This window comes from Nitrosopumilus sp. (genome assembly GCF_025699125.1).
Classification (GTDB): Archaea; Thermoproteota; Nitrososphaeria; order Nitrososphaerales; family Nitrosopumilaceae; genus Nitrosopumilus.
On sequence record NZ_JAILWC010000003.1, the window covers coordinates 294,712 to 310,868 of the forward strand.

The window sequence follows — 16,157 nt, forward strand, 5'->3', positions numbered from 1 at the left end:
ATCAGAATGAATAAACAATTTCTTTTAGGATTTTTACTTTTACTTACCTCCTCTATTGGTATGTTGCCTAGTGGTGTTTTTGCTGCAGAGGGAATAGATACTGATGGAGATGGAGTTCCAAATAATATTGATCAATGCCCAAATCTATTAGAGGACTATGATCCACAGTATGGTAACAATATTGACGGCTGTCCCGCTGATTTTGTTCCATGGTATGATGCAGATTATGATGGAATTGAAGATCACATAGATGATTGCCCAACGGTAAAAGAAACTTATAATAAAATTCAAGATGAAGACGGCTGTCCAGATCTATCTGTATATGCAGCACAAACAATTGCTGATACTGATAATGATGGTTATCCAGATTACATGGATTTATGTCCTAACCAACCTGAAACATTCAATGGTGTTGATGATAAAGACGGCTGTCCAGATGATGCCTCTCGTTTAAGAGATACTGACAGAGATGGCATTTCTGATTCATTAGATGAATGCCCACTTGAGCAAGAAACCTACAATAGATACCAAGATGAAGACGGCTGTCCAGACACTGCTGACTCTACTACTTTACAATACCAGTTCCCAGACACTGACGGTGATGGAATCATAGATAGATGGGACTCATGCATTGATGAACCAGAGAACTTTAATGATTATCTAGATTGGGATGGCTGTCCTGACATACCTGGTGCTATTTCTTTGAAAGCTCCAGACGCTGATTTTGATGGAATTCCAGATGATAAGGATGAATGTCCACTAGATCGTGAAAATTATAATAAATTTGAAGACACAGACGGTTGCCCAGATGTTATTCTTTACAAATTAGTTGGTGATGTAGATGGTGATGGACTCTTAGATCAAAATGATTTATGTCCTTTTAGTCCTGAAACTTACAACAAATTCCAAGATGAAGACGGATGTCCTGACTATGTTGCAGACAACAAATTTGCATTTGACACTGATGGTGATGGCATCATTGATAACTTAGACTTGTGTCCAAACCAACCTGAAATCTACAATGGATTCCAAGATGGAGACGGCTGTCCAGATAGTTTTGATTCCAAACTTGATTCTGATATGGATGGAATCCTAAACGTAGATGATGAATGCCCACTTGAGCAAGAAACCTACAATAGATACCAAGATGAAGACGGTTGCCCAGACACTGCTGACTCTACTACCTTACAATACCAGTTCCCAGACACTGATGGTGATGGAATCATAGATAGATGGGACTCATGCATTGATGAACCAGAGAACTTTAATGATTACCTCGATTGGGACGGCTGCCCAGACATTAAGGGAACAACTGCTGGTGATATGCTTGATGCTGATTATGACGGTATAGCGGATCATCTGGATGAATGTCCTACAATAGCTGAAAGATACAACAAATTCCAAGATGAAGATGGCTGTCCAGACAGCGTTGATTTCCAAACAGTGGCCGATGCTGACTTTGATGGCATCTATGATGATTTAGATCAGTGTCCATTTGCTAAAGAAACTTACAATAGGTATCAAGATGAAGACGGATGTCCTGACTATGTTGCAGACAACAAATTTGCATTTGACACTGATGGTGATGGCATCATTGATAACTTAGACTTGTGTCCAACCCAACCTGAAACATTTAACGGATTCCAAGATAAAGACGGCTGCCCTGACAAGCAATCATATAAGATAGATTCTGATATGGATGGAATTCCAGACCTCTTTGATGAGTGTCCAAACCAACCTGAAACTTACAACAAATTCCAAGATGAAGACGGTTGCCCAGACACTGCTGACTCTACTACCTTACAATACCAGTTCCCAGACACTGATGGTGATGGAATCATAGATAGATGGGACTCATGCATTGATGAACCAGAGAACTTTAATGATTACCTAGATTGGGACGGCTGCCCTGACATACCCGGTGCAGAATCAACAACTCCTGTTTATGCAGATTCAGATCGTGATGGTTATCCTGATGTAGTTGATTCTTGCCCAACTGAACCTGAAACTTGGAATAAATATTTGGACTCAGACGGCTGCCCAGACATTGCTCCTGAACAACAAAGGTTTGTCCATGATGATGATCTTGATGATATAATTAATGATGAGGATTTATGCCCTCTAGATCCTGAAGATTATGATGGTGATAGAGATACAGACGGCTGTCCAGATCCATAAACATATTTTGTAAATTCTAATTAAGAAGAATCTATTTAACGCGAGACTTAATAAATACTTGATAATAGCGGTGTCAGAGATAATGAAAAAACAGTACATTTTAGGATTTTTACTTTTACTTACTTCTACAATTGGCATATTTCCAAGTGGCGTTTATGCAAATGAAGAAATTGATACTGACGGTGATGGGGTTCCAAACTCTGTTGATTTTTGTCCTAATCTATTAGAGGACTATGATCCACAGTATGGTAACAATATTGACGGCTGTCCCGCTGATTTTGTTCCATGGTATGATGTTGATTATGATGGAATTCAAGATCACATTGATGGTTGTCCAACGGTAAAAGAGACTTACAACAAATTCCAAGACCTAGACGGCTGCCCGGATTTATCTCCTGATGTTGGAAAGGTAATTGCTGATACTGATAATGACGGTTATCCAGATTACATGGATTCATGTCCTAACCAACCTGAAACATTCAATGGTGTTGATGATAAAGACGGCTGTCCAGACGATGCCTCTAGTTTAAGAGATACTGACAGAGATGGCATTTCTGATTCATTAGATGAATGCCCACTAGAATCTGAAACTTACAATTTTTACTTGGATGAAGACGGCTGTCCAGATGCCATCGATGATGTATATTCACCATATAATTTTCCAGATACTGACGGTGACGGCATTGATGATAGATGGGATCAGTGTTTAAATGAACCTGAAAATTATAATGGCTATCTAGATTGGGATGGATGCTCAGATGTAACTGGCGCATCAGCTAATGGATTAATTGATTCTGACTATGACAGTATACTTGACTCTGTTGATGCCTGTCCGTTAGAACGTGAAAATTTTAATGGATTCCAAGATGATGATGGCTGCCCAGATGAAGTTGAATATGCGATATCTGGAGATACTGACGGTGATGGAATATTAAATCAATTTGATGTTTGTCCATACAATAAAGAAACTTACAATAAATTCCAAGATGAAGACGGCTGCCCTGATTTTGTTGGAGACAATTCTTCTACATATGATAGTGATGGTGACGGAATTGTTGATAACTTAGATCATTGTCCTAATCAGCCAGAAACTTACAATGGTGTTTTAGATTCAGATGGTTGCCCAGATAAACTAGATGCCACACTTGATTCTGACATGGATGGTATTCCAAATACTTTAGATGATTGTCCGCTAGAACCTGAAACTTATAATTTTTTCAAAGATGGTGACGGCTGTCCCGATACTGCCACTTCTGCTATCTCGTCTTATATTTTCCCAGATGTTGACGGTGATGGTATAGATGATAGATGGGATGCATGTCTTGATGAACAAGAAAACTATAATGATTACTTGGATAAAGACGGCTGCCCAGATGTTCCAGGAATATCAAAATCTGCATTGTCTGATATTGATTATGATTTAATTCCTGACATATTTGATGAATGTCCAACAATTGCTGAAAGATATAATGGATTCCAAGATGATGACGGTTGTCCAGATACTATAGCATATGACTCCTTTGGAGATTCTGATTTTGATGGAATTCCAGATAATATTGATCAATGTCCAAATGCCCGAGAAACTTACAACAGATTCCAAGATTCTGACGGATGTCCTGATTTAATTTATGATAATAAACCAACAGCTGATTCTGACGGCGATGGAATTGTTGACAATATAGATTCATGTCCAAACCAACCTGAAACATTTAATGGATTCCAAGATAAAGACGGCTGCCCAGATAATTATCATTCAACTCTCGATTCTGACAGAGATGGAATTATTGACATATCTGATGCATGTCCACTAGAACCTGAAACTTACAACTATTATCAAGATGAAGACGGCTGCCCTGACGCTACTGGCTCAAATGTGTCATCATTTACTTTCCCAGATAGTGATGGTGACGGAATTGATGACAGAAAAGATGCATGTCTTGATGATCAGGAGAACTTTAATGGATATTTGGATTGGGATGGCTGCCCTGATGTATTAGCTGCTCAATCCACAACACCAACAAGAATTGATTCTGATGGTGATGGCTATTATGATGGAATTGATTCTTGCCCAACTGAACCTGAAACCTGGAACAAGTATAATGATCATGACGGCTGCCCAGACATTGCTCCTGAACAACAAAGGTTTGTCCATGATGATGATCTTGATGATATAATTAATGATGAGGATTTATGTCCTCTAGATCCTGAAGATTATGATGGCGATAGAGATACAGACGGCTGCCCAGACAATTAATACTGAAATTTAATTCACGCATTTTAATAGTAAATATATCGATGCTCTAAAGTTATCATATGCTTCCAAAATTTTCTAGTAGAGCATTTTTAGCTCCTATGGCTGGAGTGAGTGACCCTGCTCTTAGATTACAATGCAAAAAAATGGGAGCTGGATTGGTTGTCACTGAATTTACAAATATTCACAGTATCATTGCAAAAGAAAAACAACTTAAGGAAAATATGCAAACAATACAAAATTTTATTGAATACTCTGAGGAAGAACGCCCTTTATCGATTCAGTTATTTGGTTCTGATCTTGTTGCATTAGAAAAAGCTGCAAAAATTGTCGAGCCCTATTTTGATATAATTGATTATAACATGGGTTGTCCTGCACCACACATTACTCAACAAATGGCAGGCGGTGCTCTCTTACAAGAAGTAAATCTTACTCAGCAAATTTTTAGTACTTTAGTTAATGCTGTGAAAAAACCTGTAACATTAAAAATTCGTTCTGGAGTAACAAATGCAAGTCAATTTCTATTTAGAGATATTGCTGAAATTGCAGAAGATGAGGGTATTCAGATGATCACTCTTCATCCCAGAACTGTTAGTCAGGGATATTCTGGAAGCGCTGATTGGAAAATGATCAAAGAACTCAAAGAAATTTCTAACATTCCAATAGTTGGTAATGGTGATATCACTACCCCTGAAGATGCTAAAAATATGATTGATGAAACCGGTTGTGACTATGTAATGATAGGTCGTGGTGCAATGGGAAATCCATTTTTATTTGAACAAATTAATGATTATTTTAAAACCAATTCTTATCATGAATACTCTTTCAAAGATAGATTGGATTCCTTTTTTGATTATCTTCATCTAACTGTTAGATACAAAATCAAATTTGCAAATATTAAGAGTCAGGCAATGAGATTCACCAAAGGAATGAAAGGAGGTTCTAAATTACGTTCCAAGATCACCATTTCAAAAAATATTGCCGAATTAGAAAAAATTATGACTGACGCATATTTTGAGTCTTAAATTTATAACATTATAGTATTTTCTCTTACGTTTGTTTATGATTTCATCTAAATTAGTATTGAATTTTTAAGTATTTTTGACTATTCTTATATATTTCATAATGTCATTTTATGTATGAAAATTGGAGTTGAATCATAATTGGCAACAGCTTATGTTCTCATAAACTGTGAACTTGGTTCTGAAGAAGCAGTGATTTCAGAATTAAAATCCATTGAAGGTGTTAAGGAAGTACATGGAACTTTTGGTGCGTACGACATTTTAGCCAAAGTTGAATCAGGGCAAGTAGAGGCATTACGTGAAACTATTACATGGAAAATTAGAAAAATTCCAAAGATACGTTCAACTCTTACATTAATGGGAATTGAAGGACAACAATAGAATCAAAATCATTTGCTTTTATACTTAAATTGCAATATAATGCATCCCTTCAAAAAACATGTCCCCCAAAGGGATACCACACTGAGAGGATCTCAACCTCTCAGTAGTCCATTTCAAATAAAAAATTTTTTTATTTTATAAAAGAAAATAATTAGAGGGCTTCAGAACCGCTCTTTTTGGTTGCTATGTTCGTAACATTTTCAACATTTGATACAACAATAATTCCATCTCCACCTTTTCCGGTAAAAGCTGCACCAGCAATTGCGTTTGAAACCTTTTCTACATCTGCGTCATCAACAATTGTACTTACAGTTGCAACTGAATTGTAGTCTTTGGTGATTGAACCTGTTCCTCTACCTGATCTGACTTGTTGTCTTATTCCGGAACCTCTACCTTTTCCTTCAAGAATGGTAAATCCTCCTACAAGGTCATTTATTGCCTCAGTGACAGCTCCCATCTTGGTAGCTTGAATAGTTGCCTCAATTCGTTTCATTTTCATTTGTTTTTAACTATTGTTTAAAAAAGATCATATGTTTTTATCTTAATTTTATGATACTATGGAATTATTGGTTATTTCATTATCCACTGGGCTTTTTAATATTAGAATAAATCAAAAATATGAAAAATGACGAAAGAAGATCTCATAGACTCAATTATCTTTTAAAATATTATCTGATGAATCCCAAAGAAGGTGATCTTTTTTTGAGGGCCAAACAGATGGGCATATCTGATAATACTGCCAAGGACTACATTAGAACCGTAATTATTCAAGCCCAAAAAATTTATTCACAATAAATTCTAAAATTTTCTCTAGAAACAAACTGTATATTTTCATGAAAGAATTTCATAGAAATCTTAAACAAGGTATTCATAAATAATCAATAGGAGGGAAAATACACATGAATAATTCTTTACTTGATGATGTCAAGGCACTTTTAGATAAAGACTTTGGAGATGATAGAATACTCAAGCAAATTTACCGAGCTTGTGAAAATAACGAAGTAATTAGTAATTATGAAAGAACCTATGTTCAAAAACTTGCAGAAAAACATTTAGGAAAAAGGCCCGAAATACTTCGAACACCAACAATAGAACAAAAACCAATAATTCCAGATGTGGCGATACCCCAAACTCAATCTATCCAAAAAATGCAAACATTTCAACCAGAACCATCACGTAAATCCTATTTGAAATCAAAAAATTCGAAAACAATGTTGGGCATTACAGGTCTTGCATTGCTAATAATTATCGCAGTTGCAGCATCATTTAGTTTTGATGTACCTCCAAAAGTAGAAACACCGACCACTACTGTTCCAGTTACATTATCCGTTCAATCTGATTTATCATCTTATAACAAAAAAGATTTGATTTCAATTAGTGGTGTGTCCAACACTTCTGGGACTGTAAATCTCTCAATTGAAAATTCAAACAACGAGCTTGTATGGGCAGAACAAGTGTCTCTAAAAAGCAATGGAGCATACTCCACCTTAGCTATTGCTGGAGGACAAGGATGGGAAAATTCTGGTACATATACAATCAAAGTAGATAATGGCAAAGAAACAAAATCAATTACATTTGCATTTAAAGCATAATTTTTTCAAATTCCTTCCAATGTGAATCTACCAAATCTCTTAGTTTCTCTACACTAATTTCTTCCATGTATTCACGATAAACAATGTATTTATTTTGTTTATTCTCCTCCTCACTGTAAATATCGATAGTATTCTTAGGAATGATTCCATCTCTCCATTGACTCATTTCAAAAACCCATATCGTTGAATCTGGATTTGAAAAATCAATGTCATCACATCCAACAACATAAAGATAGCATTTTGTGGTCTGATTTAATTTCTCATGCAATTTTTCATAAGCAATCATTTGTCCTTTTGCAATGTTGATTTTATCATTATGAAACCCCTTGAATTCTAAGATGACAAACCCTCCTTTGTGCTCTATGAGCCAGTCAATATCCGTTCCACCTGAGGCAATCATTCCATGAACAATTAGATTGCCTAATACTTCTCTTCCATGTGTAAATTCTGACTCATCAAAAATCTGGTATTTTGCCTTTGGACTTTTACGAATAATTTGTTGAGATATATGTTCAGATTGAATTGAATTATCTTTTTCATATAATGTATCAATTAAATCACTAGCATCATTAGCCATAAATTTTCAAGTTTTTAACTGAATGATAAGCGGATTTGTAAAATTTAGTACAGTTGATGATTTATCTGCATAAAAATTCCTCTCCGGTTCCTTTATACAATACAAAGTACTCTTCAGGATTTTTTCTATCTTTTTTGGCATTTAGTGCATCTTGATACATTTCAAAATGTTCCACCAAGTATAACTGATTGCCAGGCTCTGCAAAATAATCGATACTAACCAAATTAAATCCTGTGTCTGGTGTTAATTTTTTCTTCTCATTATCAAATCTATCTTCAGACAATTTTAAAAATATGTGAATTTTGAATTATTGATCATAAATCATTAGATTTTTTTCTTCTAATAAAGCATGTAAATTATGCACTGAGCGATAAACATCTGATTCTTTTTTTGCACCAGTACACACTAATTTTCCAGATGCAAATAACAATATCACTGTTTTTGGATCAAGCATTCTGTGGATTAGTCCTGGAAATTGTTCTGGTTCATACATGCTTCTTGGTAAAGTTCTTGCCGCTTTTTCTAAGTGAATTTTTCCTCCAAGATTAATTGCGGCAACTATGTTTTGAACTGTAATAACTGCATCTTTTTTTATTTTGATTTTTCCCTTTCTTAATTTCTGAACAACTGTGTTTACAGCTTTGATTGCCATCTCTTCTGATTTTGCACCAGTACACACCATCTTTCCTGTTCTAAAAATCAATGTTGCAGTTCTAGGACTCTTCAATCTGAAAACTAGTCCTGGAAATTGTTCAGGATGATATTCTGTATCTGGAAATTTTTCTGTAATGTCATTAAGATCAATTTTTTGATCTACTGATGCTGAAGCAACAACATTTTCAACACTAACAATTGGTTTTGTTTGAGGCATAACGAGGGACTTTAAATAGCGCCTTTATATATACTAGTCAACTTTTTGAGAAACTTTGAGTCTTAATGATGTCCAATCCATTGGTAACGATATTCTTCATCTATAATCTCTGATACTATCTCTGTGTTTTTGATTTTTGTTTTAGGGATATCTATATCAAAGAATCCTAGTTGACCTTTGCATGTAATTGGAATTCGCAATGGTTTTGCATTTTTCAATCTAAATCCAAAAGTTTTATCATGAAAATTTTTTGATGCTAAATGGAATTTTTGATCCATTTTTATTTCTTTAATTGAATTGTATTTTTTTACATCATAAATTTCAGCTTTTCCAATAATTGCTCCAGTTACAAATTTTTTATTCATCTTTAATCTCTTGCAATCTTCTGTTTTGATTTTTAATGGTGCATGAATCAAAAATTCACCACGAAAATTAGTATTCCATTTTCGTAATTCGATAGTTTTTTTTCCTGAAATAATTAAATCAGCAAATGGTTGAGAAACTGAAAGACATTTCAAGATTTATTCAGTAGCTGCTTTAATGAATTCGCCTGGATTTTTACCTCTACCTGCAGGCAAATTTGTTATTCCGCCATTCAAACTTTGAGTGACTATTCCTTTACTTGCTAGTACCTGTGCAGTCATAAGCGAAGTATTTCCAGCCATACATACTAACAACGATTTTCCTTTAGAACCGTCTAGTTCTTTATCTAATTCATCTGGGATTTGTTGTGTTGATAATAACTCGTTGATAGTTCTTGCTTTAGGTACAGAAATTTTTGATTTATCCACACCTAATGATTTTGCAATCATCTCAATTCCTTCTTCTTTAGGAGTGTATTGTGTATGCACCCAGATAATTCTATCATAGTCATTAACTGTTGATGATGCATCTTCTAATGAAACGGTCATTGGAATCTTATTTTTTGAAATTTGCTCAAAATTCTTTTTATATTTTCCAATTCCATCAGCTACTATTATTACAAATTTTTTATTAATTCCTGAACTTGCCATCTGCATTGCAGCAAATAATTCTAGTGCTGTACTTTCTCCTATGTCATGACCCTTATCTACAAAAAACTTCAAAAGGAATTTTGCCTTTTCAAAATCCACTTCATGCTCTGCAGCATATGTATCTGGTTTGTATAATGACAAGCCCGTAGCTTTTGCCTTAGTTCTAATTCCTGCGACATCTTGACCTGGACTAGGAAAGACAACATGTATTGATTTTTTTTCATATTTTTCAGTCATGTATTGACTCAAACCTCCAGATGTACCACCAGTTCCAAATGAACAAATAATTTGATAATTTTCCAATGAATCTCCATTTTCATGCAATTGCTGATCAATCTCTTTCGCAGTTACAGTTCTATGTATATCGATATTCAATTTGTTATCATATTGTTCTGGACAGAATAAATCATAAATTTTTGCAAGAAACCTTGCCAAATTTATGATATCTTGTTTTGCCAATAATTTCTCAATTTCTTGAATATTTATGTCAAAAATTTCGGGATTAAATCCTAGTTCTGATAACTGTGATCTGATGTTTCCTGCAGTTGCTTTTGCAGCTAACTCATCTGCTTTATTTTCCATTCCTGGTGCTGGACAAATATCCATATCTAAATCCATAATTCGAATGTTTTCGTTTCTTAATTCTTTGAAGACTCCTTCTTGTAATTTTCTTGATACGAGTGCAACTACTTTCATTCCTATCTTTGATAATTGCCCAAGTGCTATTCCAAAATTTCCTGAAGTAGCTTCAATCACTGTTTGATTTCCTTTTAGTCTACCAGAAATTATTGCATCATGAATGATATGAGCAGCAGCTCTTACTTTGATTGAACCACTTAGTAATGTAGAATCAAATTTCCCATAAACTTTCAAATTATCATCAAGATCTAATTTGTAGACACTTTTGGCACATTCTTTGAAATCTTCTGTAAGATCAACTAATGGTGTTGGGTTGACAACCTTTGTTTCTTCTATGTGAGGTATTTTATTCCATATTTCTTGTTCAAATTTTTGCAGTAGTGTATTGTCAACGTTGTTACTTTGATTTTCGTTCAATTTTCTCTTCAATCTGTCTCGTCTGTAATCTCATATAAAATATCTCATAGGAAAAATAGTGGGAATTCAATTTTTCATTTACACATTTAAAATTCCAATTACTTTACTTGGAATATCTTTGAGTCTACTTACAGCCATTGTTTTTTCATAACCCAAACGTTTTAGATTATTTGCTATTGTGGTTGCTCTTACAGTATTCGGACCTAGGCCTAAAGAGATCATATTGATGCCTAATCCTTTGAACTGCTTTGTCATAATTCTGACTGCATTTGGATCTGAAGGCTCTCCATCTGTTAATGTCAAAAAAATATCTGGCCTTTTTGACTGTAAAATTGGGAACATTTTATCATAGACTTCTGCTAGTGGCGTTGACCCATTGGCAACTATTTGAGCTAATCTTTTTGCGGTAATATTATTCCATTTAACATTATCTGGTTTTACAGACCAGCAAACTACAGATCTGTTTTCTGTACTAAATGCATAAACTGCAAACTTTACTTTAAGATAAGATAAAACTTCACAAAGGGCTAATGTTGCTTTTTTATATTCTATGGCATCTGATGCAATACTTGAAGAATGGTCCAATAATATTACAATTTTTGTTTTAATGGATTTTTTTTCATCTGTAAAAAATGGTTCATTTCCATCAATGTAATTTTCTTCATCAAATTCATCTCCAGTTCTTAGATGTTGTTCTTTCCAACCTGTTTTCCATTCCTTAAATCTCATTTTTAGTCCATTTATCAAACTCATGTCAAAAATTACTGTTTCATCTACATTTTTTGTAGAAGGCGTTTGAACTCCTATTGGTTCTGGATTCAAACCTTTGTTTTCTGTTTTTTCATTTTCATCTAGTAATACTTTGTATTCATCATAGACATTGTCTCCTTTTATTATTGATGCTGGATCAATTGAACCAAAATCGCCTTCTTTGTTTTTTGAAATTATTTTTAAAACTTTTAACAGTTCTTCTTCTGAAAGTGCCATCCCTGCTTTCATAAAAGGCAATGAAATTGGAATTGTTAAGAGTGAATCGATATCTAAAATTTTAATTATTTCACTTATTTTCTCTTCAAGCCATTCGGTGTCATGGTTTTCTTCGATTGCTTTATTGACAATTTTTTTCCCAAATACAGCGGCTTTTTTAATTTGTTCAAACTGACTTGATTGGATTTCGCCTTTTATTGTGCCAAACATGAAATATTGATAAAATGCCTCTACAATCCTTGCTTTTCCATAAACCGTATGCAGCTGAGGTCTTGCTACAAGCATGTATGTATAATTGAAGATGATCTCATCATCCATTCCTTTCCAAATTTCTCTACCCAGTCTTTCAACTCTTTGTGTTTCCAATGTGTTTAGAATAAATCCAAATGCATGATCATTGCTGAGAATTTTCTTGCAAAATTTTATTCTCATTGCTTCATACCATAACGATGTTCTAAATTGACGATACTTTTGAAAATCATTGCCTATTCTTTTCTCAAGCGGAGTCAGGATTACTCTGTTCTCATTTAATCTAGTTCTTGTTTCTACTTTGTCTGAAATTTCAACAATTATGTTGTCTTTCTCAGACCATCTTCTTACAAGAAAAGTGGCAATCTCTACAATCGATTCTGTCTGGAGTTGAATTGCTTGCATTTAATTCCCAAACATCGACGTTATGATGTCACTTACTTTTTGATATTCTATATTTCCCCATTGTGTGTAAACATTCCCAAAAACAAATTTTGCTGCCTCTTTACTAGACATTCCCTTGTCTAACAATTTTGCAAATGCAATGGTTTCCCTCAGACTAGGAGAATAAAACAATTCTTCAACTGCAGCTGCTTGTCTGAGTGTATTTGCTAATTTTATTGCCTGAATAATTTCTGATTCATGTTCTCCAGAAACATGTTTTTTTACAATCTCTAATTCTATATCTTCTGGAGGATATTCTAATCTAATTCTTACTGGGAATCTGCTTAGTATTTGAGGTGGCAGTTCTTTTGTTCCGCTATGAGTTAATGGATTGATTGTTCCAATCACAAACCAGTTTTCTTTAGCTTTGATTAGTTCCCCTGTTGATTCTTTTAGTACAATTTGTCGTCTATCATCTAATGCTTCATCCAGTCTAAGCAAAACATCTGCCTCTGCTGCATTTATCTCATCTAAATATAGTGTATTTCCTTCTCTCATAGATTTTATCAAAACTCCTTCATCAAAAGTGACAGTTCCATCAGTAAGCGTCTTTGAGCCTACCAAATGACTTTCTCTTGTTCTTAGGCTGAAATTAATTGATTGTAAATTCATATTTTTGCTTTGAGCAAAATCTCTGACAAGCGATGTTTTTCCGGTTCCCTTGGGTCCTATAATAAGAACAAAAAGACCTGCTTCAAATGCCTTGTTTAAAATCTGGATTGAATCATTCCAATCAAGATATTGAACTTCTTCCAAAGTACGTTTTCATTGATTTAAACAATATTTAATATTAGATCTATTTTCCAAATGCTTCTACTTTTGTAAAAGCTTCATCAAGTCTTTGATGTAATGTCTTATTCCATTCATCAAAACCAGACGGATCTTTTGGATAATTATAATAATGTTCTACTAACCATTGGTTTTGTTTTGATGTGTATCTTAATCCATCTGCAACTGTTTTGTTCATTGCACCTCTAATGATCATTCCAATTTTTCCTAATCCTGTAAAATCTGGATGTTCTCCTTTACTAATTGCTTCAACATCAAGATTTCCCAAAAAGTGTTTCATCCCATAACTGATCTGCTCGTTAGTCATCTGTTGCACTAGTCTTCTAAAGAGTTCAAGACCTGCGGTTTTGTATCCATATTCTTTGATGTAGTCAAGATTGTATTGCCAAAGACTAGCTTCTGAAACATCATTTGCTTGTAGTGCTTGGGCAACATTATTTCCTAAAATTGTTCCTGCAATTAATGCTGGTCCAATTCCTCCTGCATCAATTGGTTTTGGCATCCATGCAGAATCTCCAACCATCATATAGCCACCTGAAACCATACAATCATTTTGTCGTCTAACTGACACTTGGAAAACTCCTGAGTTATTGTTAATGTCTTGAGGATCTTCAGATAGTTTTGGATTTTTAATAGCTATGTTTCTTGCAAGATACTCTTTCATTAATGATTCGACATTATCTTTTTTCCCCAATCTCTTGTTTCTTTTATCTAGCAGTGATTTCTCTACTCCTAAACCAATATTCACTTTGTTTTCTGCTTTAGGAAATACCCATCCATATCCTCCCGGTGCAATGTCTTGGTCTAAATGAATAATACAATAATTCGGATCAAATTCTGAGAGATCTTTCTGTCCTGGCTCAAAATACATAATGTATCTCCCTGTTGACTCTAAATCTCGTCTGTCTATTCTCTTTTCCACTTTGGTTGAGTTCTGAAGTCCATTTCTCAGCATAGATGTAACACCTGTGGCATCAATTACAATTTTTGCTGTTTTTTTGAAAGGTTGTTTTGTTTTATTGTCAATTCCTTGAACTCCTACTACTTGTTGACCATCATAAACTAGACCCGTAAGATTAATTTCATATTGAAAATCAATTCCCATTTTTCTACATCTTTCATTTTGAATTTCAGGAAGTTTTTGACGATTTAGCATATATCCTGCACCATCAAATGGAATGGCAGTTTCTTTGTCTGGCGAAAATGCCATTACCCCCTTTACGTCATGCTCAATTTCGGGTTTTGTCCACTTGACCTTGATTCGATCTGACATGTAATCTACAGCTTCTTTAGAACAAGCATCTCCACATACCCAACCTGCTAATGATTTTCTACCAGGTAAAAATTCTGTATTTCTATCAACAACCAAAATTTTTGCATTTTGATTCGAATAATGAGAAACAGCTTGGGCTGTAATTGTACCTGCAAGACCTCCTCCTGCAATTATAACGTCATAATCTACCACGATAATTCGGTCCGTCTATCCGTATTTAAAATAATACCATGATGATGTGTGTGGATCTAATGTTGTATTTTTGATCGATTAAAATGGGGTCGGTTCGTCGCGGCGTCTTCATAGCTTTAACTCAGACTGGAGCGGCTGTTATTTCCTCATTCCCAAATTGAATTACTCCGTCATTCCTATTTAATCTAGGTGGCAATTTGAAAAATTTCTGTAAATGTTTTGACAGTCTCTTTTTTGTTGTAAATCGGTGTGTGAATTTTTATTTTTACTGTGTCTTTTTCTCTAATTACGACATTTCCTTTGATTAGTTCTTGTTTGTCTAATCTCATGTGAAATCTAGAATCTACTGTTCTTTCTTCAATCTCTTCAATTAACTCGTTGATTTGCTGATGAGAGAGCAGTCCTAAAAGTTTCCTTATAAAATTCTCAGCCTCTTTTTTTACAATTTTTGCATTTAACATGATGATTGGATTCTCAAAGTATCCTGTGGTTTCCTGAATTGTGAAATCTTCTTTTTTTAGATTTAGTAATTCAAACGCTTGGAATATTTTTGAAATATCCTCTGTTGCATGTACAATTACGTCAACTGTTACTTCAATTTTGTCAATCATAATTGTAAAAGAATTACTTGGGTTAATTATGCTTCAAGTAACACTGTTTCTTTATCTGCCGTTCTGATGAGTTTTACTTTCTCAAGACCTACATGTCTTACTCTGATAACTTTCTTAAATGCTGCCATGATATCCGAATTGATCTTGCTATAACAAGTTGCTTGGACAAACTGCTCGATTGTCATTTCTGGAACTGTCTTGTTAATTACATCTCTTGCAATCAATCTAAGAGCGTGTTTTCTAGATGTGTTTAATTGTCTATGGGTTAGGGCAATAACTTTGATTCTGAAGATATAACCGTCTTTTGTTTTAATATCTATGATGAAATTAATTTTTGATGAACCACGTCTAACTAAACTTCGTAAAAATTCTTTTGAATATTCAAATCTCTTGAAAATTGTTGTTGCCTTGTCACCATCAACCTTGTCAATTTGAAAATAAATTTTGTATTGGTGTTGTGATGGATCTCCTTTCAAAATATCATAGAGTGTAACTTCTAAAACTCTACCTGATGCATTTTCATCATCAGTAATTGGGACATAAGCAATTGGTACGTTGTTAAATGAATCTGGAGCATTAACAGTGATCCACCGTTTTTCTCTCCACTTGTCTTTTACTCGACCTTTTCTACGTGCCAATTATTATCGACCTTTGAACCCAAAATATAAGGG

General features: G+C 34.4%; 17 protein-coding genes. 6 read left to right on the top strand and 11 right to left on the bottom strand.

The genetic code is table 11. From position 1 onward, the window contains the following. Positions 1-6: 6 nt before the first annotated feature. The 4 genes from K5783_RS09170 (at position 7) to K5783_RS09185 (ending at position 5,832) form a co-directional block, all read left to right on the top strand. Entirely contained in the window at positions 7-2,178 is a 2,172-nt protein-coding gene (locus K5783_RS09170; protein ID WP_297473876.1) for a thrombospondin type 3 repeat-containing protein, read from the top strand. An 82-nt stretch (positions 2,179-2,260) separates the two neighbouring features. After that, complete coding sequence (locus tag K5783_RS09175; protein ID WP_297473877.1) at positions 2,261-4,432, top strand: thrombospondin type 3 repeat-containing protein; 2,172 nt, start codon at positions 2,261-2,263, stop codon at positions 4,430-4,432. 59 nt (positions 4,433-4,491) lie between these two features. Beyond that, positions 4,492-5,454: a tRNA dihydrouridine synthase DusB gene (gene dusB / locus K5783_RS09180; RefSeq protein WP_109877014.1), complete on the top strand. Its 963-nt coding sequence runs from the start codon at positions 4,492-4,494 to the stop codon at positions 5,452-5,454. A gap of 138 nt (positions 5,455-5,592) precedes the next feature. Further along, a complete protein-coding gene (locus tag K5783_RS09185; protein ID WP_109877013.1) occupies positions 5,593-5,832 on the top strand; it encodes an Lrp/AsnC ligand binding domain-containing protein in 240 nt (79 codons plus the stop codon). Positions 5,833-5,983: 151 nt separating this feature from the next. Here K5783_RS09185 and K5783_RS09190 read toward each other — a convergent pair whose 3' ends face one another. Beyond that, the gene (locus K5783_RS09190; protein WP_297473879.1) at positions 5,984-6,325 is read right to left on the bottom strand and encodes a P-II family nitrogen regulator; all 342 of its coding nucleotides are present in this window, start codon (positions 6,323-6,325) and stop codon (positions 5,984-5,986) included. Between the two features lie 125 nt (positions 6,326-6,450). Between K5783_RS09190 and K5783_RS09195 the strand changes: the two genes are divergently transcribed. Beyond that, the gene (locus K5783_RS09195; protein ID WP_297473882.1) at positions 6,451-6,627 is read left to right on the top strand and encodes a hypothetical protein; all 177 of its coding nucleotides are present in this window, start codon (positions 6,451-6,453) and stop codon (positions 6,625-6,627) included. A gap of 104 nt (positions 6,628-6,731) precedes the next feature. Continuing rightward, positions 6,732-7,424, top strand: coding sequence for a hypothetical protein (locus tag K5783_RS09200; RefSeq protein WP_297473883.1), 693 nt, complete (start codon positions 6,732-6,734; stop codon positions 7,422-7,424). Here K5783_RS09200 and K5783_RS09205 read toward each other — a convergent pair. The 10 genes from K5783_RS09205 to K5783_RS09250 all read right to left on the bottom strand — a co-directional run bounded on the left by K5783_RS09205 (position 7,414) and on the right by K5783_RS09250 (position 16,124). After that, positions 7,414-8,001 (bottom strand): hypothetical protein, encoded by a 588-nt coding sequence (locus K5783_RS09205; protein ID WP_297473885.1) that lies wholly within the window; start codon positions 7,999-8,001, stop codon positions 7,414-7,416. The two genes, K5783_RS09200 and K5783_RS09205, sit on opposite strands and share 11 nt — an antisense overlap. Positions 8,002-8,062: 61 nt before the next feature. Further along, positions 8,063-8,284, bottom strand: a complete 222-nt coding sequence (locus K5783_RS09210; protein ID WP_297473887.1) for a hypothetical protein — start codon at positions 8,282-8,284, stop codon at positions 8,063-8,065. Between the two features lie 24 nt (positions 8,285-8,308). Beyond that, positions 8,309-8,872, bottom strand: a complete 564-nt coding sequence (locus K5783_RS09215; RefSeq protein ID WP_048115071.1) for a TATA-box-binding protein — start codon at positions 8,870-8,872, stop codon at positions 8,309-8,311. Between the two features lie 62 nt (positions 8,873-8,934). Next, the gene (locus tag K5783_RS09220; protein ID WP_297473890.1) at positions 8,935-9,390 is read right to left on the bottom strand and encodes an ASCH domain-containing protein; all 456 of its coding nucleotides are present in this window, start codon (positions 9,388-9,390) and stop codon (positions 8,935-8,937) included. 3 nt (positions 9,391-9,393) lie between these two features. Beyond that, positions 9,394-10,941: a pyridoxal-phosphate dependent enzyme gene (locus K5783_RS09225; RefSeq protein WP_297473891.1), complete on the bottom strand. Its 1,548-nt coding sequence runs from the start codon at positions 10,939-10,941 to the stop codon at positions 9,394-9,396. Positions 10,942-11,019: 78 nt separating this feature from the next. Beyond that, positions 11,020-12,582, bottom strand: coding sequence for a vWA domain-containing protein (locus tag K5783_RS09230; protein ID WP_297473894.1), 1,563 nt, complete (start codon positions 12,580-12,582; stop codon positions 11,020-11,022). Beyond that, positions 12,583-13,377 carry a MoxR family ATPase gene (locus K5783_RS09235; protein WP_297473896.1) on the bottom strand — a complete coding sequence of 265 codons (795 nt, stop codon included), beginning with the start codon at positions 13,375-13,377 and terminating at the stop codon, positions 12,583-12,585. A 40-nt stretch (positions 13,378-13,417) separates the two neighbouring features. After that, a complete protein-coding gene (locus K5783_RS09240; protein ID WP_297473897.1) occupies positions 13,418-14,875 on the bottom strand; it encodes an NAD(P)/FAD-dependent oxidoreductase in 1,458 nt (485 codons plus the stop codon). 185 nt (positions 14,876-15,060) lie between these two features. Further along, positions 15,061-15,486 (bottom strand): RNA-binding domain-containing protein, encoded by a 426-nt coding sequence (locus K5783_RS09245; RefSeq protein WP_297473898.1) that lies wholly within the window; start codon positions 15,484-15,486, stop codon positions 15,061-15,063. 26 nt (positions 15,487-15,512) lie between these two features. Next, positions 15,513-16,124 carry a 30S ribosomal protein S3ae gene (locus tag K5783_RS09250; RefSeq protein ID WP_109877004.1) on the bottom strand — a complete coding sequence of 204 codons (612 nt, stop codon included), beginning with the start codon at positions 16,122-16,124 and terminating at the stop codon, positions 15,513-15,515. Positions 16,125-16,157: the final 33 nt, after the last annotated feature.

What these genes read in the sequence shown, in the direction of transcription:
- K5783_RS09230 (WP_297473894.1), bottom strand. Translation starts at nt 12,582, where the DNA reads ATGCAAGCAATTCAACTCCAGACAGAATCGATTGTAGAGATTGCCACT.
- K5783_RS09205 (WP_297473885.1), bottom strand. Translation starts at nt 8,001, where the DNA reads ATGGCTAATGATGCTAGTGATTTAATTGATACATTATATGAAAAAGAT.
- K5783_RS09190 (WP_297473879.1), bottom strand. Translation starts at nt 6,325, where the DNA reads ATGAAACGAATTGAGGCAACTATTCAAGCTACCAAGATGGGAGCTGTC.
- K5783_RS09195 (WP_297473882.1), top strand. Translation starts at nt 6,451, where the DNA reads ATGAAAAATGACGAAAGAAGATCTCATAGACTCAATTATCTTTTAAAA.
- K5783_RS09200 (WP_297473883.1), top strand. Translation starts at nt 6,732, where the DNA reads ATGAATAATTCTTTACTTGATGATGTCAAGGCACTTTTAGATAAAGAC.
- K5783_RS09245 (WP_297473898.1), bottom strand. Translation starts at nt 15,486, where the DNA reads ATGATTGACAAAATTGAAGTAACAGTTGACGTAATTGTACATGCAACA.
- dusB (WP_109877014.1), top strand. Translation starts at nt 4,492, where the DNA reads ATGCTTCCAAAATTTTCTAGTAGAGCATTTTTAGCTCCTATGGCTGGA.
- K5783_RS09215 (WP_048115071.1), bottom strand. Translation starts at nt 8,872, where the DNA reads ATGCCTCAAACAAAACCAATTGTTAGTGTTGAAAATGTTGTTGCTTCA.
- K5783_RS09170 (WP_297473876.1), top strand. Translation starts at nt 7, where the DNA reads ATGAATAAACAATTTCTTTTAGGATTTTTACTTTTACTTACCTCCTCT.
- K5783_RS09175 (WP_297473877.1), top strand. Translation starts at nt 2,261, where the DNA reads ATGAAAAAACAGTACATTTTAGGATTTTTACTTTTACTTACTTCTACA.